Below are 23846 nucleotides of genomic sequence, written 5' to 3' on the forward strand. Positions count from 1 at the left end.
CCTGGAGAGAGCCGCCGCGTCTCTTGGACATGCAGGCTTCCGAAACCCCGGCGCGCACGTCCGGGCCCCGAGACGCCGATGACGCGATCACCGGGCTCTACGCCGAGCACGCCCTCGGGCTGACCCGGCTGGCCGTGGTGATGGTCGGGGACCGCGAGAGCGCCGAGGACGTGGTGCAGGAGGCCTTCCTCGGCCTTCACCGCCGGTACGGCGAGCTACGGGATCCGGCCAACGCGCTGGTGTACCTGCGCAGCGCCGTGCTCAACAACGCCCGCAGCGTGCTCAGGCGGCGGCGGCTGCCTTCGTGGTTCGCCGGAACCTACGAGCCGCCCGTCTGGTCGGCCGAGGCGGCCGCGCTACTCGGGGCCGAGCGCCGGGCCGTCCTGGAAGCGCTGCACCAGCTTCCCGCACGGCGGCGCGAGGCGCTCATCCTGCGTTACTACGCCGAGCTCTCCGAAGAGGAGACCGCCCAGGTCATGGGCGTCAGCCGCGGCACCGTCAAGTCCACCACAGCCCGGGCGCTGGACGCGCTCGGGCGCCTCCTGGGGGAGCGTCCGTGAACGACCGCATCATCCGCAGGCTGCGCGACGCCACCACCGCCGCCGGGAACACCGTCGAGCGGGCACCCGTCCTGCGGCTGGACGAGAGCCGTACCGAAGGCGCGAGCCGTACGAGAAAGGCGTGGATCGTGCCGGTCGCGGCGGCGGCGTCCGTGACGCTCGCGATCGCGGTGGGGGTGGCGGGCGTCAGATCGGGCGGGGACGGCGCGCGCGTGGCCGCTGCCGGGACCTCCACCCCGCCGAAGTTCCTCGTCACCGCCTCGGGCGATCGGCTCACCGTGCTCGCCGTGGACGGCGGGACGACGGCGAGCGTACCCCGGCCGTCCCCTGGCGAGCTCTTCGGCGCTGTTCAGGCCGCACAGGACAACCGGCTCTTCTACGCCACCACGCTGAGCAAAGGCTGCGTAGGGCGTTTCTACCGGCTCATGCTGGACGACTCCGGGCAGGTCGGCTCGTTCGGGGCGATCCCGCTCGTCACACCGGACGGCTTCCGGCCCACGTCCCTGGCGGTGAGCGGCGACGGCACCAAGCTGGCGTACGGGCTGGCGCGGTGCGACGTTCCGGACGCGGCCGGCCGGCTGGTGCTCGCGGACACCGCGACGGGCGAGAGCCGCACGTGGACCTCGGCGGAACCGCACGGCGTGATCAACGTGTCGATGAGCGCCGACGGGCGGTACATCGCCTACCAGCACCTGGGCGGCGTGCCGCGCTCCTTCCCCGGCACCGGCACGCCCCAGCCGGTGCCTCCAGGAACCGCCGGGCCCCGATCGGCGGAGCCGGCGATCCCGGAAACCTCCGAACCCTCGATGCTCACATCGGCGAAGCCCGTGACGCCTCCAGAGGCCGTACCGGCGACGGAGCTGCCGAGCGCGGGTACGGAGCCGATCCCGCCATCCCCGGCGGCCACGCCCAGCGATCCGGACGACTCCGCGGCGGGCCCCCTGGCCGTACCCGAGGTCACGCTGACGGCGACGACCGAGCCCGAGGTCACGCTGACGGCGACGGCCGGTTCAGAGGTCACGCTGACGGCGACGGCCGATCCCGAGCCCGGCGTCCCCGAATCGGTCACGGAGGACCCGGTCCTCCAATCGGCCACGGGTGACCCGCTCGTCGACACGGTCACGGTCGACCCGGGCTCGCCGGGACAGGTGGGCGGGTATCTCGAGATGCTTCCCGACTCGCCTGAGCTGTACCTGCTGGACGCCACGTCCGAAGGCGACACGCTCGACGCGAGCAGGAAGATCACACTCAAGACCACTCTGGACAGCGTCAGCGGGCCGGTACAGGGACTGCGCCTCAGCGCGGACGGATCCCGCGTCATCGCCTCGCTCGGCCAGGCCGCGGTGATGCTCACCGGCGGCCGGACCCAGGTCCCACCCTCACCGGCCGCGATCGTCGAGTTCGGCACGGCCGATGGTGAGCCGATGGACGTCGTCTACCGGGACGACAAGGGAGGCATGCTGCTCGTTGACGCCGATGGGGCCACCGAACGCTTCATCGTCCGGCGTGGCCCGGAACTGGGCGCGGTGAGCAAGGCGACCGGCTACCAGCGGATCGCCGACGACGAGACCGGCCTACCCCAGGCCGCCTGGTGAACCTGGGCGCTGTGACCTGGGGTGGGGGAGCCCCGAGGGTGACCAGGCTCTCTGAGACCGCCTGGTGAACCTGGGGCGCCATGACCCGGGATGCCGGAGACCGAGGGGTGACCTGGGCTCCCTGAGATCGTCTGGTGAAGCGGAGGCTGTCAGGACCTGTTCGGAAATGGGGGCGGGTGAGGCGCTGCCCTCCCCGGCTCAGGATTCCCACGGTCCGGCCTTGCCTCATGCCGCGCTTCGCCGGAACATCGGGACGATCCGGCTGACCCTGGCCCGGCGTAACGCCCCCGACTGGGTGCCCGTGGCGGTTCCCGCGGATCCCGGCCCCCACTAGCGGGCGGTCGCCGACATCGACGCCGCCCTGCGACCGATCCACATGGCCGTCACCGCACTGACGGCTGCGTCGGCTCCGATGACCCGCTGATTCCCCGGTGACAAAAGCAGCAGACGGAAACCTCGAACGTCTCTGTTACGTGGAAACCGAACTGGACGTGAACTCCCCGCGGCTCTCCCTCGCAGAGCCGTTGGCCCGAGAACGGGTCGACATCGCCGCGCTGTTCGTGGAACACCACCTGGGCCTCGTACGGCTCGCGCTGCTGATGCTGGGCGACCAGGCCAGTGCCGAGGACGTCGTGCAGGAGGCCTTCGAGCGGACCCACGCGGGACGCCGCCGCCTCCGTGACCCGGATCGCGCGCTCGCCTATATCCGGTCGGCCGTACTGAACGGTTGCCGTTCCGTGCTGCGCCGCCGCTCCACCGCGCTGCGCCGTCCCATGCCGTACGAGCCGTCCGTCTGGTCGGCGGAGAGCGCCGCGATGCTCGGCGAGGACCGCAGAGAGGTCCTGTTCGCCCTCCGTGACCTGCCGCGACGCCAGCGAGAGGCGCTGGTGCTCCGGTACTACGGCGGGCTGTCCGATCCGGAGATCGCCGGGACGATGGGGATCAGCGCGAGCACCGTCCGATCGACCGTTGCGCGCGGGCTGGCCGCCCTCGCACGAGAGCTGGGAGAGAACGCATGAGCCAGGACCGCGTGCTCGAGGAGCGCCCGCGCCGGGACCGCATGGTCGAGTACCGCCTGCGCCAGGCCCTGTCCGACGCCGTGAACACGGTCAACGCCGAGACCGTCCGTCCGCTGACCGAACCTCGGCGACCTAGCCACTCGCGGACGCCGTGGCTGGTCGCCGCATCCGTGCTCATGATCACCGTCCTGGGGGGCGCCCTGCACGGCAGTACCCAGTCCCCTGACGCCCCCGAGACGGAGGCGTTCATGAGCAACCTGCAACTGGCCGGCGTTCGGGCGACCGACCAGATCGCGATCTTCCTGTGCAAGGACGATGACCCCTTTATCCGATGCAGAGGGCAGAAAGCCGCCTCGGAGGTCGAGAAGCAGCGGATCCAGCACGCGGTGTCGCGCCTCGCCGGTGTGCGGTCGGTCCACTTCGAAGATCAGGCGACCGCGTACCTGAACTTCCGCAAGAAGAACACGGGTGATTCGGATCTTCTTCGCGCCGTGAAGCCCAGCGACATGCCCGAGTCCTTCCGCGTCATCCTCGAACCGGGAGCCGACCGGCGCGCTGTGCCGCAGGCGGTCGAGGATCTGCCCGGAGTGTCCAACATCGTCGACTCGACCTGTCCACACGATTGGCGGGAATGCTGACGACGTTGGACGGTATTGCCCATGGCCACCGGGGTGCGCGTAATGTGGGCCCGGAGCGCGTGGCTGTAAGCCGTACCGGCGAGGAGGCGGAGGCTTTCCGTGGGCATGATCATGGCAGTGAGCTTCACTCGCTACGGAAGGCTGTACTACCTCGATCCCGGCGGCCATACTCCCAAGGTCGGTGACAAGGTCCTGGTGCCGACGGACGCGGGCCCAGAGGTGGCCGAATGCGTGTGGGCGCCGCAGTGGGTCAGTGACGACATCGAAGGACTGCCCGTCTGCGCGGGCATGGCCGGCGACGAGCACCTCGACAGGGACGAGGGCAACCGCCGCCGGCGCGCCGAGGCGCGGAGCGTGTCCAAGCGGCTGATCAAGCGGCACGAGCTGCCCATGAAGATCGTCGGCGTCGACTACCTCGACGCCGAGAACGTCTACACCGTCTACTTCTCCGCTCCCCACCGCGTGGACTTCCGTGCGCTCGTCCGCGACCTCGCCCGCAACCTGCGGGCCCGGGTGGAACTGCGGCAGATCGGCCCGCGCGACGAGGCACGGCTGCAGGGCGGCATCGGCCCCTGCGGTCGTGACCTCTGCTGCGCGACCTTCCTCAAGGACTTCGAGCCGGTGTCGGTTCGCATGGCTAAGGACCAGGACCTTCCGGTCAATCCGCTGCGCATCGCGGGGGCCTGCGGTCGCCTGATGTGCTGCCTTAAATACGAGCACCCGCTGTACCAGGAGTTCCGGGCGTCGGCGCCGCGTGTGGGGCTCGCGGTGGACACCCCCGAAGGCGCGGGAACCGTCATCGGGCACAACGTGCCGTCCGATTCGGTCGTCGTGCGGTTGAACGACGGGGGACGCAGATGCGCCTGCTCACGCGCGAGCGTGTGCTCCCCGCGAAAGCAGCACGACGCGAGATACGGCGGGCAGGTAACCGTCGAGGAGTGAAAGCCCACGTGGGCGGGGTACAACCTAAGCGCCGCGCGGTTGATCAACCGGCCGGCGCTCAACACGGGGGACGGCCGGCAGGCGTTCTACAACGGGGGATAGGTGGTCGGCGCGATGATGCGCTCTACAGGCGCTAGCCGTACGGCTACCGCACTTCTCGCGGCGACGCTGTTCGCCTCGGCCTGCTCGGCAACGGGCGACGCGCGAAACCCCTCGGACGGATCGTCACCGGTTGATCCCCCCGCCGCCACGCAGGCCGTCGAAGCCGCCACCAAGGCGCCCTCGACCGCGCTTGAGCCCTTCTACACTCAGAAGATCGCGTGGAAGTCCTGTAAGGGGGGCTTCGAGTGCGGCAAGATCGAGGTCCCGTTGGACTACGCCGATCCTTCCGGCGAGCGCATCCAGATCAGCGTGATCAGGCTTCCGGCCACCGGGAGTAAGCGAATCGGCTCGATCCTGCTCAATCCGGGAGGCCCGGGAGGCTCCGGCATCGAGTACGCCCGCGCCGCCAAGACCGTCCTGACCCCCGCGGTCCTCTCGCGGTTCGACACCGTGGGCTTCGACCCGCGGGGAGTCGGCGAGTCCGCGCCGGTCCACTGCCTGTCCGGCCCCCAGCTCGACACGTTCATCGGGCTGGACGGCACGCCCGACGACGCCGGCGAAGTCGAGGCGCTGGCCAAGGGCGCCAAGCAGTTCGCGGAAGGATGCCAGGCCAAGTCCGGCAAGCTCCTCTCGCACGTGGGCACCGCCGACGCCGCCCGCGACATGGACGTCCTGCGGGCCGCTCTCGGCGACCAAGGGCTGACCTACCTGGGCAAGTCGTACGGCACCTACCTGGGCGCCGTCTACGCCGACCTGTTCCCGAAGAAGGTCCGCGCCCTGGTCCTGGACGGCGCCATCGACCCGGCCCTGCACCCGGTCCCCGCCGTCAACGCCGCCCAGGCGCGCGGCTTCGAAGTGGCGTTCCGCTCGTTCCTCGCCGACTGTTTCAACGCTGCCTCGTGCCCGTTCCCCACCAAGAACACCGACACGGCGCTGGCGCAGCTGTCGAACCTGCTCAAGACCACCGACCAGCATCCGCTGCGCAACAACACCGGCGACAGCCGCAAGATCGACGAATCCTGGACCACCCTCGGCATCGTCACCGCGCTGTACGACAAGCGCTCCTGGCCGGTGCTGCGGACCGCCCTCAGCCAGGCCTTCCGCGGCGACGGCACCACCTTGCTGCGGCTGGCCGACATCCTGATCGATCGCCGGCAGGACGGCACCTACTCCAACCAGACCGAGGCCAACATGGCCATCAACTGCGTCGACCACCCGTACCCGAAGAAGACCTCCGTCTACGAGGAGGCCGCCCGCGCCGCGCAAAAGGAGTCCCCGCACTTCGGGGCGTATGTGATGTGGGGCTCGCTCCCGTGTGAGTACTGGCCGGTCCAGCCGACGGGCACCGACAAGCCTCTGAAGGCCACCGGCGCGCCGCCCATCCTGGTCGTCGGCACCCAGCGCGACCCGGCAACGCCGTACGAGTGGGCGAAGTCCCTGGCCTCGGAGCTGTCGTCCGGCGTGCTGCTCAGCTACGACGGCGACGGACACACGGCCTACCGCACCGGCTCCACCTGCGTAGACGAAGCGGTCGACCGCTACCTCATCTCCCTGACCACCCCCAAGAACGGCACCCTCTGCCCCAAGGTCACCTAGCCCCAAGGCACCCGATGCTCCCAACGCCGAACCGGCCGTCCCCCCACGCCGACCCGGCCGTCCTCGCACGCCGACCCGGCCGTCCTCGTACGTCGAGCGGAGACTCCTCGGTGTACGAACGGACGATCTCCCACGTCAGACGGATGATCACCCAGCACCGGGAGGGCGTGAGCGAGAACGGCCGGAAACCTGTAGACTTCCACCACGCTGCGGGTTCACTCGCAGCACGCCGCCTTAGCTCAGTCGGCCAGAGCGACGCACTCGTAATGCGTAGGTCAAGGGTTCGATTCCCTTAGGCGGCTCCACAATGACCAGGGCGTTCTCCCGTTGAGAACGCCCTTGATCGTTTCTGGTTGCAGTTGAAGTTGCAGTTATCGCGAGTGGCCGTCTCCCCACAGCACCCCTGCGGGTGCCGATTATTCATCCGGCCAGGTCAAGCCACATGTTGGTACTCCCTAAGAATGCCGCCAAGTCGATCACGCCGGTGGACATCAAGGCAGGTGATCTCGGCCGGGACGGTGCTCGGATCAGGGAGAGATCGGAGCGGGGCCGCCTGAAGAAGAGTTCGGTGTGGCCGGTGTTCGTTGTAGAACGTCTCGAACTCTCGCAGGACATGCAGGAGATGGCGCTGGTTCCAGATCAAGATGCGGTCCAACAACTCGCGTCGGCAGGTCTGAATCCAGCGCTCCATGATCGAGTTCATTCGGGTATCCGAATGCCGGTCTTGACGACCCGCACTCCGGCATCGGCCAACACAGCGTCGAAGGCCGCGGTGAACTTGGCGTCACGGTCACGGATAAGGATGTGGGTGCCGAATATCGTGTCATAGGGTTGATCTGGGGTTTTGCTGTGCTCTATGGCTCGGCTCCGGCAGGATCGCAGGATGGCTCTGCGGCTGCTGTACTTGATCGTCTTACGGGTATTCGGCTGGATCGCGCTGCTCGCCCGATCACAGGCGTCTAAAGACGCAGAGATCCTGGTACTCCGACATCAACTCGCCGTGCTCAGACGCCAGGTCGCCGCTCCTCGACCATCATGGGCGGACCGGGCGATCCTTTCCGCGCTCGCGCGGCTCCTCCCCCGGCACCGCCGACACCACCTGTTCGTCACACCGCGGACGCTCCTGCGCTGGCATGCCGACCTGGTGAGACGACGTTGGACCTACCCCAAACACGGGCCGGGACGACCACCAATCCGACCCACCATCCGAGCCCTGGTGCTGCGCCTGGCCGCCGAGAACCCGGACTGGGGATACCGGCGCATCGCCGGACAGATCGCCGGTTTGGGCCGCAAGGTTTCCCCGGCCACCGTGTGGGCGATCCTGAAGAAGGCCGGCTTCGATCCAGCACCCCGGCGCAGCGGCCCGACCTGGGCCCAGTTCCTCAAAGCCCAAACATCCGGGATCTTGGCCTGCGACTTCTCTCACGTCGAGACGATCACGCTCGCGCGACTGTACTGCTTCGCCGTGGTCGAGCATGCCACCCGGCGGGTCCACGTGCTGGGTGTCACGGGGAACCCGACCGCCGCCTGGGTGACCCAGCAAGCCCGCAACCTGATACTCGACCTGGGCGATCGGACCGGCGACTTCCGATTCTTGATCAGAGACCGGGACAACAAGTTCACCACGCTGTTCGATGAGGTGTTCACGACCGAGGGCATCCGCGTCGTGCTCACTGCACCGCAGGCTCCACGGATGAACGCGATCATGGAGCGATGGGTGGGCAGCGCACGCCGCGAGCTTCTCGACCGGATCCTCATCATGAACGAACACCATCTGCGGGCAGTCCTCGGCGAGTACGAGACCTACTTCAATATGCGACGTCCGCACCGGGCCCTGACCCAGGCCAGCCCACTTCGAGCATTACCCGATCCCATCGACGCCGACATCAAGGTCACCCGACGAGACCGGCTCGGCGGCCTCATACACGAATACGCCCAGGTCGCATAAGGCGACACCATATTCGGCACCCACACGCGATTGACCTTGTACTTGGGGACAGGCGCCGGCGCGCCGGGAGTGCCCGGCTGGCACAGCGCTCCTGCACCTGCTCCGGCGGCTGGTCCTAGGCATGATCCCGACCATGACGGCGCCTCGCCTGGGGCGGTAGTGGGGTAGTGAAAGGCGCACTAAGGTCATTTCGTGCTGCCTCTCGCGTCTGCAGATCCGGGTCAGATCGACACCTTCCGGCTGAGCGGTGTACTCGGCCGAGGCGGGCAGGGGTCGGTGTATTTAGGGCAGGACGCCGCCGGGGCGAAGGTGGCGGTGAAGGTGCTGCATGCGCAGGTGGGGGATGCGGAGGCGCATCGGCGGTTCATGCGGGAGGCGGAGGCGGCGCGGCGGGTGGCGCCGTTCTGCACGGCTCGGGTGCTGGATGTCGGGGTCGCCGACGGCCGGCCGTACATCGTGAGCGAGTTCATCACCGGGCCCTCGCTGGAGCGGCTGGTGAGAGGCGAGGGGGTGCGGTTCGGCAGCGGGCTGGAACGGCTGGCGGTGGCCACCTTGACCGCGCTGGCCGCCATCCACCGGGCCGGGATCGTGCACCGGGACTTCAAGCCGAGCAATGTGATCATGGGGGCCGAGGGGCCGGTCGTGATTGACTTCGGGATCGCCAGGGCGCTGGATCAGACCGCCACCAGCAGTGTGATGGGGACCCCCGCGTTCATGGCGCCCGAGCAGTTCGCGGGCGGGGCGGTCGGGCCGGCGGTGGACCTGTTCAGCTGGGCCAGCACGATGGTGTTCGCGGCTACCGGGCAGCAGGCGTTCAAGGGGGACACGATGCCGGCCCTGATGCACGCCATCCTGACCACCGAGCCGGATTTGTCCGAGGTGCCGGAGGGGTTGCGGCCGCTGCTCGCGCGCTGTCTGGCCAAGGATCCGGCGGTGCGGCCCGGCGCCGAGGAACTGCTGGGCCTGCTGACGGGACAGGAGCCGGGGGCGGCGGCCGGATCGCGGACCGTGCCCGTGCCGGACCGCCCGGCGCCCCCGCCGTCCGGGACGTTGCTTCTGCCCAACCCGGGATCGCAGGCGCCGGGGAGCGGGGCTCGCTTCCATGCCCCGCAGTTGGTCGCCTCCGTGGTGGCGCTGGTCTTGATGGCCCCGCTCGCGCTGACCCTGTTCGCCCAGGGGCTGGACCTCCTCGCAGGGTGGGCCTTCGAGCGCAACGTGTATGTCCTGAGTCTGCCCGTCTGGATCATGATCAGCATGGGCTGCCTGATCCTGGCGATTCCCGCCTTCTGCGTGGCGGTGTGGCGCCACAGTGTGGCCTCGGCGATCAGCATGGCGCTCATGATCCCGCTGGCCCTGGTCTTCCTGTTCTGGGGGCTCGTCCTGAACACCGAGGACGACCTGCCCGGGGTGCTGCTCGCGATCGTCCCCGCCGTCCTGCTGGGCGTGGTGATCGCGGCGGCTGCGCTCCTGCTGTGGCGGCTGAACGCCTTCATCGCGGTGCTCGGCGGGATCGGCGGCCTGCTGATGTCGGTGGAGGCCGCCGGTCACTTCGTGGACCTGATGCCGGGGTCGGCGGGGCATACCTTCAAGGTCCTGCTGCTCGTGGTCATCCTGCTCACCAGGTTCACGCTCGGTGCCTGGCTCGCGCTGCTGGGCGTCATGCTCATACTGCGGGCCGTACAGAGCAGAAAGACATCAGGCCGCGAGCGCGGCTGATGACCGTTTTCCGGCCCGTACGGCTTGCGCCAGCACGAGCCCAGCGGCGGTCAGCGCCCACACCGCCATCGCCACCCGCCCGAGCGCCTCGGTGGCCAACGCGCCGACCCGGGGCCGAGTCGGCCACAGCTCGGCCAGCAGGCCCATGACGCCGCCGATCATCGCGGTCACTGCGACGATCCAACTCCAGCGCCTCTACTCTTTGAGCTCTTCTGCGACGGTCGCTCTGGGGCAATGTCCCAGCAGCGAGTACAGCAACAGGGTCACGCCGAGGCCCTCCTAATGAGTTCTAGGAGCAGGCCATCCGGCAGACTCCCTGATGGATAGCGGCCGCCGACGGGTGAGCACTCGGCCCTCCTGGACATTGAGTCCTTGACGAAGATCGCGCCCCCGCAGGTAGGTCGCGAGAGTTGATCGCTGCTGGGATGTCGTGCCTTCCCGTCGTGGGATGAGCACCGTTTCATTAGGTCGCCGATAGTTCTCCTGACGTTTCTGTCCCAGGAGATGCTTGACGGGTGTCACAGCACCACAGCGAGCTCGCCATGATCAAACTCTTGGCACCAGTAGGCGGCATCCCAGTATTGAAGTGACAGCAGCGCTGACAGCAACGTCACCGCACGAGTACCACCCACGGCAGCATCGAACGATCACGGCCGAGGCGTGCAGGGCAGACAGGGAGCAGGGTCGCGTGGCCTGGCGATACAGCTCTTGTTCTGCCGCAGGGGTCCGACATCGCCCGCCGTACGGCGGAGGCATCGGGCGGCTCCCTCACCCTCGGCGACTCCGAACTGGGCGGTGCGGAGGTGCGCCTTGTTTTAGGGATCGCTTAGCGCGGCCCTAGCATGATCGCCGCGATCGTTGAGGCATGAGACAGACAACGCGTTTCGCCGTCGTGAGCATCGCCACCGTCGCCGTCCTGACCGGCGGCACCGCCGTCGCCCTCGCGGCGGCCCCCGTCTCCATGTCCGCCCCCAGCTCAGTCTCCACGGCGGCCACCGCGAAGACCGCGACCACCGGGGCAGCCGCCCCCGCCTCCGCCGGTATCACCCGCGCGCAGGCCATCGCGATCGCCAAGCGGCGTGTCCCCGGCGCCCGGGTCACCGAGGTCGAGCGTGAATGGGAGCACGGCCACCGCACCTGGAAGGTCGAGCTCCACAAGGGCGGCCGGGAGTACAGGGTCTACGTGTCCATCAAGACAGGGAAGATCATCAAGTTCAGCAACCGCCACGACGACAGCGGCCACGGCGACGACGACCACGGCCACGGCCACGACGACTAACCCCACGGCAGGACTGGACGTCGTCCTCAAACAGCGTCTGGGCCGGGAGCGGATCCGCGGCCGCCGCGACCACCGCGGCGGCCGCGGACATCTCTTGGATCCCCAGCCCCAGCCCGACGCATGGAGTGCCGTCTGGCTCCGCTCGGGTCTTTCCCTTCCCGGGCGGAGGCAGCGTGGCGAAGCCGCCCGGTGATTCAGTCAGGAGTCTCGCACGCGTCTGTCACCCGCTCATTCGCTCTGCCAGAAAGTCCTGTCAGGTCTGCTTGCCCACATCGGCCCCCTCGAGAGACAGGTCCTCGCGGCCGGTCTCCGAACGATCTGGATCGACCACGGTAATTGGCCCGGCCAGGACCACGACGCGGATCACGTCGTCACCGACGTGATCGAGGCTATGGAAATCTTGCAGGAAGAGCGGTGATGAGCGGGTCAAGCCGCACCCGGTGGGTGGTTGCCGTACAGCAACCGATACAGCAACACCGCCTTACGCGATCACACGTCACCGGCCCGTACCTACCGCCTGAGCAGGCCGGGACACCGCTGACGAGACATCTGCCCTTCCCTACGGATCAGAAGGTGCGCCCCGGTCGAAGGTCAAGCATCTTGCTAGGAGTGTCCTGAAGATCTTGGTGGGTGGGCTGGTATGACCTGGCCCGTCCGCAGGTTATGGGGTGGTGGGTGTGAGCATCCAGGTGTTGTTGAGGTAGGCGAGTCCTAAGTTGACGAGGCGGCGGAGGTTGAGAGCGGCGGCGCGGTGGTGGAGCCAGCGGTCGTTGGCGTGGGTGCCGCGGTAGGGCAGGCGGCGGTTGCCGCGGGCTACCAGCCAGGCGACGGCGCGTTCGACCATGGGGCGCCAGCGTCGGTAGTCGTGTTGCCAGTCGGGGTCGGTGGTGGCTTGGTGGCGGGCGGCGGCTTGCAGATCGTGGTGGGGGCGGATGGTGAGGATGCGGCCGGTCTTGGCGGTGGTGCAGCGATCGTGGAGGGGGCAGGCGGCGCACAGGCCGGTGAAGGTTGCGCGTCGCTGCTGGTAGCGGCCTGCGGGTGCGGCTAAGAGAACGGTGTGTCCTGCGGGGCAGGTGACCGTGCCGGCGCCTGTGTCGATGTGGAAGTCGTCCAGGGTGAACCCGCCGGGGACGGCTGGCTTGAGCGCGGGTGGTTTGATCAGCAACTGGTGTCCGGCGGCTGTCAGGGCGGCGCGCAGGTCGGCGGTGGCGTAGGCGGCATCGGCCAGGATCTGCAGGGGGCCGTTCTCACCGGAGAGCAGTTCGGGGGTGAGGGCGGCTTCGTGGTGGTCGGCTCCGGCGCCGGGGCGCAGGGCCACCGCGGTGAACAGGCCGGTCTCCGGTTCGACGGCCAGGTGGGCCTTGTAGCCGTCCTGTCGCTGGTGTGCGCTCTTGTGGATGTGGCGGGCCTGGGGGTCGACGGTGGAGATGATCCGGTCCGGTGAGGTGCGGCGGGCGATCTGCCACCGTCCGTCGGTGCCGTCGGAGCCGTCGGCGGGCTCGACGTCTTGGCCGGCGATCAGTGCCAGCAGGCCGACCGCGCCGGCGCCGACCTGGTCCAGGTTCTGACCGGCCAGCTGGTCCAGCAGGGTGAGCGCGTCGGTGACCAGGCCGCTGACCAGAGCGGTCTTGGCCTCCTCATCGTCCCAGGCGATCTTCGGTTTGCCCGGATCGGTGTAATCGTGGGCGTGGCAGTGCGCTGCGACGATCGCGGCGGCCCCGTCCACCTGGCGGGTCACCCGGCGGATCGCGGCGATCAACTGGGTGATGGTGTCCTGGGTGGCGACCGCGTCGGTGAGCACTGTGGAGTCCAGCGCCCGCCGCATCCGGCCTGTCAGCGCCCCGGTCTGCTCGACCACAGCACGGACGATCTGGAAGATCCGGTCCGGATCCGACGAGCGGGCCAGGCGGCGCCGGAAATACGTTAACAGCGACGGATCGAACCCCTGGTCGTATAACCCCAGCCCGCAGGCGGCCTTCCAGCGCAGGTCGAACCGCAGCGCCGCCACCGCTTCGGTATCCGACAGCCCGTGCAGCGCTTGCAGCACCACCACCGTCGCCAGCAGATCCGGAGGCACCGACGGCCGCCCGCGATCGTCAAACTGTGGGAGGACGCCTGGGCGGAGTTCGTGCCCTTCCTCAACTTCGACACCGAGATCCGCCGGGTCATCTGCTCGACCAACGCGATCGAGTCGGTCAACGCCCGCATCCGCCGGGCGGTCAAAGCCCGAGGCCACTTCCCAACGAGCAGGCCGCACTCAAGTGCGTCTACATGGCCATCATGAGCCTGGACCCGACCGGGAAGGGCCGCAAACGCTGGATCACCCGCTGGAAAGCCGCCCTCAACGCCTTCGCCATCACCTTCGAAGGCCGCCTAACCCCGGCCCCTCGATAGAAAATCAAGATCGAGTTACACCGTTTACGTTTACTACTGGACACACCCCGTTGCTGCTGCGGACATCGATGGAGATGCGCAGCCGGTCTGCGAACGATCTGGATTGATCGGGGTACGTGGCGGGGCATGAGCATGGGGCGGATCATGTCGTTACTGACGTGCTTCAGGCGATGGAGATATTGCATGCCGAGCAGTGATCGAGCGGCCAGGCCGTAGTTCCGCGGGGGAGCGCTGTACTATACAGCAGCCGGTACAGCAACACCGCCTTACAGGATTATTCTCCACCAACTCGCATCCACCATCTGAGCAGGGCGAGATGCCGTTGACGAGGCATCTGCCCTTGACCCTACGGATCACCGACGTTGAAGCTCGACTCGCCATCCCGCCACAAACTGCCAAAGCAGTCGCTTGACATAGGAGCGTCAGAAGGTTGGGGGATCGAGTCCTCTCAACTGCGAGCTGCAGGAAGACCGCGAGACCAGGTCTGTGAACTTCTTACGCGCTCTGTTGAACGCGAAGGTGTTCGTCACGGTGAGGTAGGCCAGACGCAGCAGCACGACAGATCATCATGCCCCGGCAGCGCAGGCCTCGCGACTCCTGGATTCGAAGCATGTGCTCGCTGATCAGCGCTGTGATCTGCACGGATGAATTATCGGCACCCGCACCTGATCGGCAGTCCTTCGCCACGTGAGCGTGGGATCAGCATGTCTTTCGGAAGGGGAGGCCTACAACGTGGACTTGCCATTCCTGCTCGGTAAGCCCACGCCTGACGGTGGAGCATGCACGCTGAACTGGTTGCGTCACTGCGTCGCGTATCCGGGCGACATTCCAGAGGTGGATTGTGCCACCGCCGCCCACGACCAGGGTCCCGTCGTCACTGCTGAAGGTGATCGGGGAGTTGCTGCCCTCACTTGTCATGGTGGCCACCTGGTGGGGATTGGCGTGGTCGGTCACGTCCCATATGACCACAGAGGATCTCGGATCCACGACGGCGAGCAGGTGGCCGGTGTGGCTGAAAGCGGTTCCGAGCGCCAGACCCTCGCGGCCGACCGCGACCGCGACCCTCCGAGGGTTGGTGCGATCGGTGACGTCCCACAGCATGAGGGAGCCGTTCAAGTCACGGGCAGTGAGGGTTTCCCCGTCGGGCTTGAACGAGACGTCGTACATGTTCGGCAACGAGGCGAGCCACCTGGGCTTCACGGGGTTGGACACGTCGAAAAGGGTGGACAGATACCCCGTGTTCATGTCGTAGGTCGAGATCGCCAGGGTACGGTCGTCGCGGTTGAACGCCAAAGACCATGTTTGGCCTCCTGGAGCGGTCAACGGGGGTTTCACCAGTTTGGGGTTCGCGGGGTCTCTCACGTCCCAGATGGTGACGACGCCGGCGCGGTCTCCGGCGACCAGAGTATTGCCGTCCGAGCTGAGCACGATCGCATCGATCGGTTGCCGGGGGTACTCGGGAGAATCGGGGCCGTATAGCGGCGGCCCGAACGCGCGCGGGTTTCGCCTATCGGCGACGTTCCACAATATGACCGCACCGTCCTCGTCCCCGGAGGCGAGGATCCTGCGATGTGGGCTGAAGGCGAGCGATAGAACGGCATTCTTGTGACCATTGAGTAGAGAACCGGCGGGTCGGGGATGGTCGGGATCGGCGATGTCGTACAAGGCGATGACGTATGGCTCATGTGAGACGGCGGCCGACTCGTAGGTCACGGCCAGTAGGTCGCCGTCGGGGCTGGTTACCGCGATACTGCCGGTCAGAGTGGTTCTTTGCTTGTCGGTGGGGTCGGCTGCGTCCCAGAGAGTCACGCTTCCGTTCTGGCTACCGGTCGCCACTGTGCGGCCGTCCCGGCTGAACGCCACAGTCGCAACCCCTTCGTCGGATCTGTCATCGTCATACCCGGCCAGCGTTGTGATGATTCGAGGGCTGGATGGGGCCGTGACATCCCACAGAATGGCGGTCTTGTCCGCCGAGGCCGTCGCCAGCATTACGCCGCTCGGGCTGAACGCCAGCGATGTCACCTCGCCGGCGTGGCCGATCAGCGTGGCGACCTTTTTCGGCTGGCTGGGAGCCAGGTCCCACAGGTACGCGACCCCGTCCAGGCCTCCTCCCACCGCCAGGAAACGACCATTGGGGCTGAAGGCTACCGAGTGCTCGTTACCCGCCTCGTCGTCAAAGGGCCCTGCGCTGCGGTGCGGTGCGTCTAGATGGGTCACATCCCACAGCTCCAAGGCGTTATCCGAGGCGTTATCACAGCGCAGGGCTAGCATGCCGCTGCGCGGGCTGAACGTGACCGAACGCTCCTCCCAGGACCCTTCTTTGGCCCCGCAGTGGAGGGGACCACCTGTGTGACGGACCGATGGGATCCGTGTGATGTCCCAGAGATGGGCGCCGAAAACGCCAGCGGTGGCCAGGGTCTGGCCGTCTGGGCTGAAGGCGACAAACTCCACGTTCTGGTCGCTCTTCCACTTCCTGACATGGGTGGGGCGTGCCGGATCGGTGAGATCCCACAGGACGACGGTGCCGTCTTCGCTCCCCGCGGCCAGAAGGGGAGAGACCGGGGAGAACGCCGTAGACCGCAGACGGTTGCCCGCCTGTTCAGTGAGGCGGTTGATCTGCCGGGGGTGCGCGGGATCGGCGATGTCCCACAGAGTCACAGATCCGCCCTCGTTTGCGGCAGCCAGCGTGCGGCGGTCGGCGCTGAAAGCAACCGAGCGGACGTAGTCATCGGCCTGGGTGGTGAACCTGGACAGAAAGCGATCACGAGCGACCAGGTTCACTAATGCCGACTTGGCGCCAGTGTCAGCGGAAATGCTCGCGGCCGCGATGCCCAGACGTAGGGCCAGCTGAGGATTGCTGTCGCGAAGAACGGTGGCCTCTGCGGCGAGCGCACGCCCAGCGGCGATCCTGGCCTGGGCCTCCGCAACCGCGCTCTGCTGCCGCGCCTGCTGCCAGAGGACGGCCGTGGCAACGAGCAGGAGCGTCAGCACGAACGCCCCGCCGACAAGGAACCGGAAGCGGCGCCGGGCCGCCCGCTGCTCAGTCCGTTCACGCAGGTCGCTGACTTGGAGGAAGTCGAGGGTCGCCGGATCGAGCGATGCGGGTTCCGATTCCGCGGCCCAGTCGCGGGCTATGGACAGCCGACTGCCCCTGTACAGCTCGGCGGCGTCTCGGCCGCCCTGCTGCCAGGCTCGCGCGGCGTCCACAAGCCGCTGCCGGATAATCAGCCCAGCTCGGTCCGCCTCGATCCAGGTGCGCAGCTGGGGCCAACCGCGGATAAGCGCCTCGTGAGCGAGTGCGACGCTCTGGTGATCCACTGTGATCAGTCGCGCGCGCACAAAATGGTCAAGCACGTGCCCAAAGACGGCATAGTGCGGAGTGTCGGGCGGGGGACCCAGGTCGGCGAGGGAAACCGTCCGTCCGGTGTCCTCGGTTCCCTCGCCCAGGCGCACCAGTTGGGGTATCAACCGTCTGGCGATCTTTCGTTGATCCAGGTTCAGCTGGCCCAGCGCCGCATCGGCTGACCGGGCCAGGGACTGACTGATCCCGCCGGTCGCACGGTACCCTGCCAGGGTAAGGGTCCGGCCCTCGCGATGCTGCCATGTGGCCAGCAGAGTGTAGGAGAGTAGGGGAAGCGTACCGGCGGCTCCTCCGGAGCCGAGATCCTCCAAAATAAGATCGACGAGTCCGGTCTGCAGCGTCAGACCGGACTTCTCGGCCGGTTTCTCGATGGCCTCGCGCAGCTGTGCGGTGGTCATCGGGCTGACGATCACCGGGTGTTCGAGGGCAGTTATCAGTTCGGCGTGTATGGTGCAGTGGCCGGAGAAGTCGGCCCGCATCCCCAGAACGACGACAGCTTCCTGGGCCGCGCACACCGCGTGCAACGCCTGGACGAAGACTCGGCGCTGCTGCTCGTCGACCGGTGCCGTGAAGACCTCCTCGAACTGGTCCACCACGATGACCGGTCGGCTGGCGCGGTTCTCGGCGGTATGCCGGAGTATCTGCCGAAAGACACCGGGGTCGGCTTCCAGATGTCGGCGTACGTCGGCTGGGTGCGAGCCGTCCGCCGGGGCGAACCGCGCGGCCAGGGCGCGGACCGGATCTGCGCCCGGAGTCAGCCAGACCGCAGCTCCGGGAGTAGACACGTCCAGGTGGGCGATCAACCCGGCGCGCAGGAGCGATGATTTGCCCGAGCCGGACGGGCCGGTGACCAGCAGGGGCCCCTCCCGGTCCAGTTGATCGGTCACACGGTCGAGAAGGTTGGCAGTCAACTCCTCACGTCCGAAGAAGTCCGAGGAATCATCGGGCCCAAAGGCGGCCAGCCCCCGATATGGGCTGAACTCCCCCGGATCGGGGTTGGAATATGCGGCGTTGGGAGCAAATGGCGGCCTGTGCCCGTGGTCGGTGACGTGTCGATGGGGCTCAGGGAAACCCTGATCGGCCAGCGTCCGCGCCAGCGACCTGTGGACATCGTCCAGCGTCAACACACCGGGCGCGGTCGGATCACCGCTAACCAGCAGTCGAATCAAAGCGCCCGAGAAGGCGGTGTACGGCTCGCCCTGTGGAGCCCATGCCGCCTGGTCCCGACCGGTGGCCGCCAGCAGGTACATGCCGTGCCGAGCACCACGGAACATCTCCTCGGTATTCGCCCTCGCCACTCCCCCCGCGCGACCGGCGAAGCAACAGTCCAGCACGACCAGGGTGAACGGCGCCCTGGAGCCCTCCAGGACCCGGCCCACCTGCCAGTACGGCAGCGCTTGGTGAGCGGCGATCCCCTCGGTCAGATCCACGGTCGCGCGCGTGGCCAGATGCAGTTCATTTCGCGCGTCCACCAGGCCATGCCCCACGTAGTAGACGACCAGCACCTCTCGAGCCTGCCCGGCTGCCTCCACCAGTGCCTGGCCGAACTCGACCGGGCTGGCAGGGTCGATCAGCATGGTCAGATGAGCCTGATCGAGGCCGGTCTGCTCCACCAGGCAGCGGCCCAGATCACTCACCGTCGCAGCCACCGCGGGCACCGCCGACAGCCGGGAGCCGGCCGCATAGGTGCCCGATCCCACCAGCAACACCCGAGCGCCCGGCGACCCCAGCAGCAGCTCACCCGGCTCCATTGGTGTCCTCGGCGTTCTTGAGCACCTCGGCTAGGTGCGTGGTCAACGCGCGGGTCTGTGCCAGATCCAGGGACTTCACACCCTTGGCGCTGACCTCCGCCACCGCGTCACCGCGGGTGATCTTCACGGTCACCTCGCCACCGCGATTGCCCAGCCACGCGATCACCACCCCGGCCAGGGTGGCCAGCGCACCCCCGGCGCCAAAGGCGACCTGCAACATCTCCGGAACCGGACCGAGCGCCCCGGCGGCCGGCTCGGCCTCGACCAGGCCCACCCGTCCACGCAGCTCCGGTTCCTCCACCAGCCAGGACCGCAAATCACGCAACCCGTCCGCCGAATCACCGACTGTGACGGTAACCAGGATCTCCATCAGGCTCCAAGAGGCCAAGGACTCACGACACCATCGCCGGCCGTCATGCTCCCCGACACTTCATGAGCGCAGCCACCCACAAGCTTGGCCCAAGTCACCGAGATCAGCTAGGGCAGAAGTGGAGTTGGCCCGGTTTGGTGGACACCTGATTTCTGAGGAACCCTGTTCCCGAAAGGAACCCACTGTGCCGAATAACTATCCGCCGGAGTTTCACTGGCAGGCAGATGGTGGAGCTGGTGTGTGCGGGACGGTCGCGTGATCACGATGCTGCTCCTCCGCCTTGTGGGTGCCGATAATTCATCCGCCCAGGTCAAGCGGCATGGTGGTACTCCCTCAGAATGCCAATAGGTGCCGGAAACTCGACCATCGGTCGCGACCTGGGGTTTCTGTTCGGCGGACGAGAGGTATCCGAGACCGGCAGGATCGAGACTTGTGGCGGTCACATCCAGTTAAGTGGTGTACAGCAACACCGCCTTGCACGATCGCACTCCGTCGGACCGCATCCACCGTCGGATCAGGACGAGGAGCCACCAACAAAGGCTGTGCCCTTGCAATGAGGGGAACAGCACTGGATGACTCCCCCGCTGCGGAACATGTACGGAATGATCAAGAACAAGATGATCGGCAACTGTGTTGTTTCGGCAGGTCACGATAGCCATGCAGGGCGAGAAGCGATCGCACTCCTAAAGACCCCATGCCACTTCGTGACGCCCGCGGATAGGTGAAACTTGGGGTGCGTCGCCCGCTCGACGTCGTACTCGCTTGGACCTGCGAGGCTGTCCTACATAAAGACTGACGCTGGAGCCTGCCCGGTAGGTACCCCGGATTGCCGCTACGAGCGCGTGTCACAGCATCTCGATGTTGTCGCGGGCTCCGCGGGCGGCGCACCGTTGTCCATCTTCGGGGGACAGACCGCGGAGGCGCAATGGAGGTCGTCCATCCCCGGGCAGCCGGGATCGACGTGCACAAGAAGATCGTTTGGGTGGCGGTGCGGCTGCCCGGCGAGCACAAGCCGATCGTCAAGAAGTACCCGACGTTCTGGCGAGCGTTACAGAAGATGGCCGCCGACCTCGTCGAACTGGGCGTCACCGATGTGGCGATGAAGTCAACCGGCATGTACTGGTGGCCGGTCTACCACGCGCTGGCCCAGACCGGGCGGATCGAGGTGTGCGTGGCCAACGCCGAGCACCTCAAGAGCGTTCCGGGCCGCAAGACCGACATCCGCGACTGCCAATGGATCGCCGAACTGCACCAGTTCGGGCTGCTGCGGCCCAGCTTCATCCCGGCCCAGGAGGTGGCGGCACTGCGGGCCCGCACCCGCTACCGCAAGAAGCTGATCGAACAGCGGATGAGCGAGGGACAGCGGCTGGCCAAGGTGCTGGAGGACGCCGGGATCAAAATTGACTCGGTGGCCTCCACGCTGCTGGGCGTCTCGGCCCGGGACATGATCGAGGCGTTGATCGCCGGGGAGCGTGACCCGCGCGTGCTGGCCAACCTGGCGCGCGGGGTGCTGCGCGCCAAGCTCGATGATCTGGTCATGGCCTGCGACGGCCGTTTCACCGACACCCATGCGCAGATGTGCCGGCTGCACCTGGACGCCTACGACCACGCCACCGCCAGGATCGCCGAGCTGGACACTCTGGTCGCCCAGGCGGCCGCACCTTTCGAGCCGGTCATCGCCCGGCTGATGACCATCACCGGGATCGGACGGCGCACCTCGGAAGTGATCGTCGCCGAAACCGGCGGCGACATGTCCCGCTTCCCCACCCCCGAGCAGCTGGCCGCCTGGGCGGGCCTGGCCCCGGGCAACCGGGAATCGGCGGGCAAACGCAAGCGCGCCGGCACCCGCAAGGGCAACAAGCATCTCAAGGCCGCGATGGTGGAAGCGGCCTGGGCCACCGCCCGCACCCGCTCCAGGATGGGAGCCCGGCTGCGCCGTCTGACCCGCCGTTTCGGCAAGCAACACGCCAAGAAGGCCGCGGTCGCCGTCGCTCACACCCTGCTGCGGATCGCCTGGGCCGTGATGGCCAACAACGAGGATTACCGTGAGGACGGCGGCGACTTCTACGACCGGCGTGAGGCCCGGCACGCCCAGCACCTGGCCTCCCGCTACCAGAAAACCCTGGAACGCCTCGGCTACCAGGTCACCCTGATTCCGCCGGAGCCCGACCCGGCCAACAACCCCGTCTCCGACCCCCCGGAGGAATTAGCGGCTTGACACCCGGCAAGTCAGCAGCCGGTCACACCCTCACGACCGCGCCGTCGATCCCGCCTACCCACCTACTGTCCGCTGCCGCGCTGTGGCTGAGGCCCAAGTTTCGTCACAGCGGGTGCCTCTGGCTCATGGCGCGCCCGTCAAGACGGTCCTGTCGCGCGGGGCTCGACAAGCGCGTGTATCACGTTGGGCCTGTTGGTGATGACGCCGTCCACCCGGTCGGAGATGAGGCGGCGCATGATGTCGGGGTCGTCCACGGTGTAGGCGAAGACCTTCATGTGGTGACGATGGACGCCCTGGATGTACTCCGAGGTGAGCCGCTTGTACGGCGTGTCGATGTGGCTGGCGAACCCGGCGAGCTCCGGGATCTGGGCGGGGGTCGGCGTGCCGAGCAGGCCGATGGGCACTTCCGGGATTTCCTGGTGGAACTTTCGCATTGAGTCCCAATTGAATGACTGCACGACGAGCCGGCCGGGGCGCAGCCATGAGGGGTTCTGCCGCAGTTCGCGGGCGACGCGGGCCTCGATGCCCGGGGAGAGCCGGGGCGACTTGATCTCCAGCAGCAGGCCGAGCCGGCTTCCGTCCATCGCGCGCAGCGTTTCCGCGAGCGTGGGCACCCGTTCACCGCTGTATTTCCGGGCGAACCAGGAGCCCGCGTCCAGCTTCTGGATCTCGGCGAGGGTGAGGTCGCCGACCCGCCAGGGTGCCCGGTCCGGGAAGACCCTTGCGACGTTGGTGGTACGGGTGAGCGTCTTGTCGTGCATGACGACCAACTGGTGGTCCTTGGTCTCCCGGATGTCGAGCTCGAACATGTCGGCATGCTGCTGTTCCGCCAGCTTGAAGGCGGCGATGGTGTTCTCCGGGGCCTGCGCGGACGCCCCCCGGTGAGCGACATTGGTGATCGTGGACGTCGGTGCGGCGGTCGCAGTGGGCACAGCCGCTGTCAGGGCCACCAGCGTGGTCGTGATGGTGAGGCCGAGTCGTCGCAACATGGGTCTCCTCGGGCTTAGACAGACACCTTCGCCCAAATCTGACATTTATCCGCGACGAGTAGTTGACGCATGAGTAACCCATGAATGCCACATAAATGAGGATTTGATCTGCGGCTGGACATCAGGAACCGCCCTTGCGCAGCCAGCAGGTACCGGACACTCGCTCCTGGGTAAGGGTGAGCATCCGCCAAGCGCCCCGCCGGGGTAGCTGACCAATGCCTAGGCGTCCCCTCCAGCGACCTGCGCTGTAGTCGGGATTAATGAGGATTTCACCTGGCTGAACGGCTCCTTTCGCCTTCACAGTCAAGCCCCCCAGGCAGGCGACGCATCAGTTCAGCGGGCCATGAGCACGTATGTGCGTCAGCATTCGACCAAGGGGAACTTAAAAAGGCGGACTTTGGCCACTGATCGACGTCGCCCAGCTGCGGGAACTGCCTCGGCGAGCCGACCGCCGCCCTCATGCCGGCGACGCGCGCCGGGACCCACGGCTTGCGTGTGGCGCCGGAGTCGACGTGTGGCCCTGTTCGTGCTGAGCAACATCACGTGACCCGCGATGACCACGGTGAGATCACCGCGAGCGGGGGCAAGGCGTCGATCTTCCAACCCTGGTCGCTTGACCGGACTCGACTGGCACCCGTCGGCTACAAGTACCGGCTGCCCGAGGGCGACCAATAGTCCGAATCGTGAGGTGTGCATCTCCCGGCCTGTGGTGCGGGCAGGAGCTTCATGCGATGTGGGCGCCCGCTGGTGGTGTCCACACAGCCGGAAGTAGTTCTGTCGCCCTTTGGTAGGCGAGCTTGAGGGTGGCGTGTCGGACGGTCGCCGTTTCCCCGGTCTGGGCTATGAGTACTTCACGCAGCGGATGACGCGATTCGATGAGGTCGTTGTTGCGCTGTTCGAGCCATGGCATCCAGGTTTCGTGTGGTGCTCGGTCCTGCTTCGCCTGATTGCAGGGCTTGCATGACAGAACCAGGTTCCAGATGGCGTCGACATCGGGGCCGTTCCAACGGCGGGTAAGCAGCTTCCAGGGCAGGACATGCTCGACGACGGGCCCGGTTCTCGTGTCCTGCGCCATGACCTCGTTGCAGTAGGCGCAGCGGCCGTCTTGATATCCGCTGAGGGCGGCGACGACTCCGGTGACGCTCTTGCGGCGCTGCTTGGTCTGCAGTACCAGGTGCTGAGTGTCAGGGTCGTAGACCAGCGAGGGAGCGAGTACGGCGTCGGATATGCCGGTCTCCCACGCCGTCTCCACCAGCCGCCAACGGGCAGCGGTTTCGGCATCGAGATCCTGGGCGTGTACCGACCGGGCGAGTTCGAGTAGTTCATCGCGCAGCACCAGGCCTGGATGTCCAGCAGGGTCGCGCCGAA

The 23846-nt window shown here is 67.3% G+C and carries 17 protein-coding genes, 1 tRNA gene and 2 pseudogenes; 12 read left to right on the forward strand and 8 right to left on the reverse strand.

Annotated elements, in window-relative coordinates; translation table 11 throughout:
* Positions 1–29: 29 nt before the first annotated feature.
* From MYF83_RS10050 to MYF83_RS10080, 7 genes are all read left to right on the forward strand, one after another.
* Entirely contained in the window at positions 30–560 is a 531-nt protein-coding gene (locus tag MYF83_RS10050; RefSeq protein WP_248959968.1) for a SigE family RNA polymerase sigma factor, read from the forward strand.
* Positions 557–2155 carry a WD40 repeat domain-containing protein gene (locus MYF83_RS10055; RefSeq protein WP_248959969.1) on the forward strand — a complete coding sequence of 533 codons (1599 nt, stop codon included), beginning with the start codon at positions 557–559 and terminating at the stop codon, positions 2153–2155. The genes MYF83_RS10050 and MYF83_RS10055 overlap by 4 nt, the downstream gene beginning before the upstream one ends.
* 473 nt (positions 2156–2628) lie before the next feature.
* Entirely contained in the window at positions 2629–3174 is a 546-nt protein-coding gene (locus tag MYF83_RS10060) for a SigE family RNA polymerase sigma factor (protein ID WP_248959970.1), read from the forward strand.
* Entirely contained in the window at positions 3171–3812 is a 642-nt protein-coding gene (locus tag MYF83_RS10065; RefSeq protein ID WP_248959971.1) for a cell division protein FtsX, read from the forward strand. The genes MYF83_RS10060 and MYF83_RS10065 overlap by 4 nt, the downstream gene beginning before the upstream one ends.
* 111 nt (positions 3813–3923) lie before the next feature.
* A complete protein-coding gene (locus MYF83_RS10070) occupies positions 3924–4754 on the forward strand; it encodes a PSP1 domain-containing protein (RefSeq protein ID WP_372500127.1) in 831 nt (276 codons plus the stop codon).
* 114 nt (positions 4755–4868) lie between these two features.
* Positions 4869–6452 carry an alpha/beta hydrolase gene (locus tag MYF83_RS10075; RefSeq protein WP_248959972.1) on the forward strand — a complete coding sequence of 528 codons (1584 nt, stop codon included), beginning with the start codon at positions 4869–4871 and terminating at the stop codon, positions 6450–6452.
* A 228-nt stretch (positions 6453–6680) separates the two neighbouring features.
* Positions 6681–6757: transfer RNA gene (locus tag MYF83_RS10080), tRNA-Thr, on the forward strand.
* Positions 6758–6885: 128 nt separating this feature from the next.
* Here the strand turns inward: MYF83_RS10080 and MYF83_RS10085 are convergent.
* On the reverse strand, positions 6886–7155 hold the full coding sequence (locus MYF83_RS10085; protein ID WP_248959973.1) for an integrase core domain-containing protein: 270 nt from the start codon (positions 7153–7155) through the stop codon (positions 6886–6888).
* Between the two features lie 180 nt (positions 7156–7335).
* Here MYF83_RS10085 and MYF83_RS10090 point away from each other — a divergent pair, with 180 nt between their 5' ends.
* Together MYF83_RS10090 and MYF83_RS10095 are read left to right on the forward strand one after the other, a co-directional pair.
* Entirely contained in the window at positions 7336–8400 is a 1065-nt protein-coding gene (locus tag MYF83_RS10090) for an integrase core domain-containing protein (protein ID WP_279339343.1), read from the forward strand.
* Between the two features lie 192 nt (positions 8401–8592).
* A complete protein-coding gene (locus tag MYF83_RS10095) occupies positions 8593–10116 on the forward strand; it encodes a serine/threonine-protein kinase (protein ID WP_248959975.1) in 1524 nt (507 codons plus the stop codon).
* Here MYF83_RS10095 and MYF83_RS10100 read toward each other — a convergent pair.
* Positions 10096–10287, reverse strand: coding sequence for a hypothetical protein (locus tag MYF83_RS10100; RefSeq protein ID WP_248959976.1), 192 nt, complete (start codon positions 10285–10287; stop codon positions 10096–10098). The genes MYF83_RS10095 and MYF83_RS10100 overlap by 21 nt on opposite strands.
* Before the next feature lie 694 nt (positions 10288–10981).
* Here MYF83_RS10100 and MYF83_RS10105 point away from each other — a divergent pair.
* Entirely contained in the window at positions 10982–11395 is a 414-nt protein-coding gene (locus MYF83_RS10105; protein WP_248959977.1) for a PepSY domain-containing protein, read from the forward strand.
* A gap of 253 nt (positions 11396–11648) precedes the next feature.
* Here MYF83_RS10105 and MYF83_RS10110 read toward each other — a convergent pair whose 3' ends face one another.
* Both MYF83_RS10110 and MYF83_RS10115 read right to left on the reverse strand, forming a co-directional pair.
* The gene (locus tag MYF83_RS10110; RefSeq protein ID WP_248959978.1) at positions 11649–11825 is read right to left on the reverse strand and encodes a hypothetical protein; all 177 of its coding nucleotides are present in this window, start codon (positions 11823–11825) and stop codon (positions 11649–11651) included.
* 231 nt (positions 11826–12056) lie between these two features.
* Positions 12057–13580 (reverse strand): annotated as a pseudogene (locus MYF83_RS10115) (IS1182 family transposase); the annotation flags it as partial.
* Between MYF83_RS10115 and MYF83_RS10120 the strand changes: the two are divergent.
* A pseudogene (locus tag MYF83_RS10120) lies at positions 13476–13789 on the forward strand (transposase); the annotation flags it as partial. The pseudogenes MYF83_RS10115 and MYF83_RS10120 overlap by 105 nt on opposite strands.
* A gap of 699 nt (positions 13790–14488) precedes the next feature.
* Here the strand turns inward: MYF83_RS10120 and MYF83_RS10125 are convergent.
* Both MYF83_RS10125 and MYF83_RS10130 read right to left on the reverse strand, forming a co-directional pair.
* Positions 14489–18901 carry a caspase, EACC1-associated type gene (locus MYF83_RS10125; protein ID WP_248959979.1) on the reverse strand — a complete coding sequence of 1471 codons (4413 nt, stop codon included), beginning with the start codon at positions 18899–18901 and terminating at the stop codon, positions 14489–14491.
* On the reverse strand, positions 18888–19271 hold the full coding sequence (locus MYF83_RS10130; protein ID WP_248959980.1) for an effector-associated constant component EACC1: 384 nt from the start codon (positions 19269–19271) through the stop codon (positions 18888–18890). The genes MYF83_RS10125 and MYF83_RS10130 overlap by 14 nt, the downstream gene beginning before the upstream one ends.
* Positions 19272–20196: 925 nt before the next feature.
* Between MYF83_RS10130 and MYF83_RS10135 the strand changes: the two genes are divergently transcribed.
* Positions 20197–21489 (forward strand): IS110 family RNA-guided transposase, encoded by a 1293-nt coding sequence (locus MYF83_RS10135; RefSeq protein ID WP_248959981.1) that lies wholly within the window; start codon positions 20197–20199, stop codon positions 21487–21489.
* A gap of 137 nt (positions 21490–21626) precedes the next feature.
* On the opposite strand, the gene MYF83_RS10140 is transcribed toward MYF83_RS10135, so the two are convergent.
* Both MYF83_RS10140 and MYF83_RS10145 read right to left on the reverse strand, forming a co-directional pair.
* Positions 21627–22478, reverse strand: a complete 852-nt coding sequence (locus tag MYF83_RS10140) for a glycerophosphodiester phosphodiesterase (RefSeq protein WP_248959982.1) — start codon at positions 22476–22478, stop codon at positions 21627–21629.
* A 724-nt stretch (positions 22479–23202) separates the two neighbouring features.
* Positions 23203–23814: an HNH endonuclease gene (locus tag MYF83_RS10145; RefSeq protein ID WP_248959983.1), complete on the reverse strand. Its 612-nt coding sequence runs from the start codon at positions 23812–23814 to the stop codon at positions 23203–23205.
* Positions 23815–23846 lie beyond the last annotated feature (32 nt).

Source organism: Sphaerisporangium perillae, assembly GCF_023276435.1.
GTDB classification, from domain to species: domain Bacteria; phylum Actinomycetota; class Actinomycetes; order Streptosporangiales; family Streptosporangiaceae; genus Sphaerisporangium; species Sphaerisporangium perillae.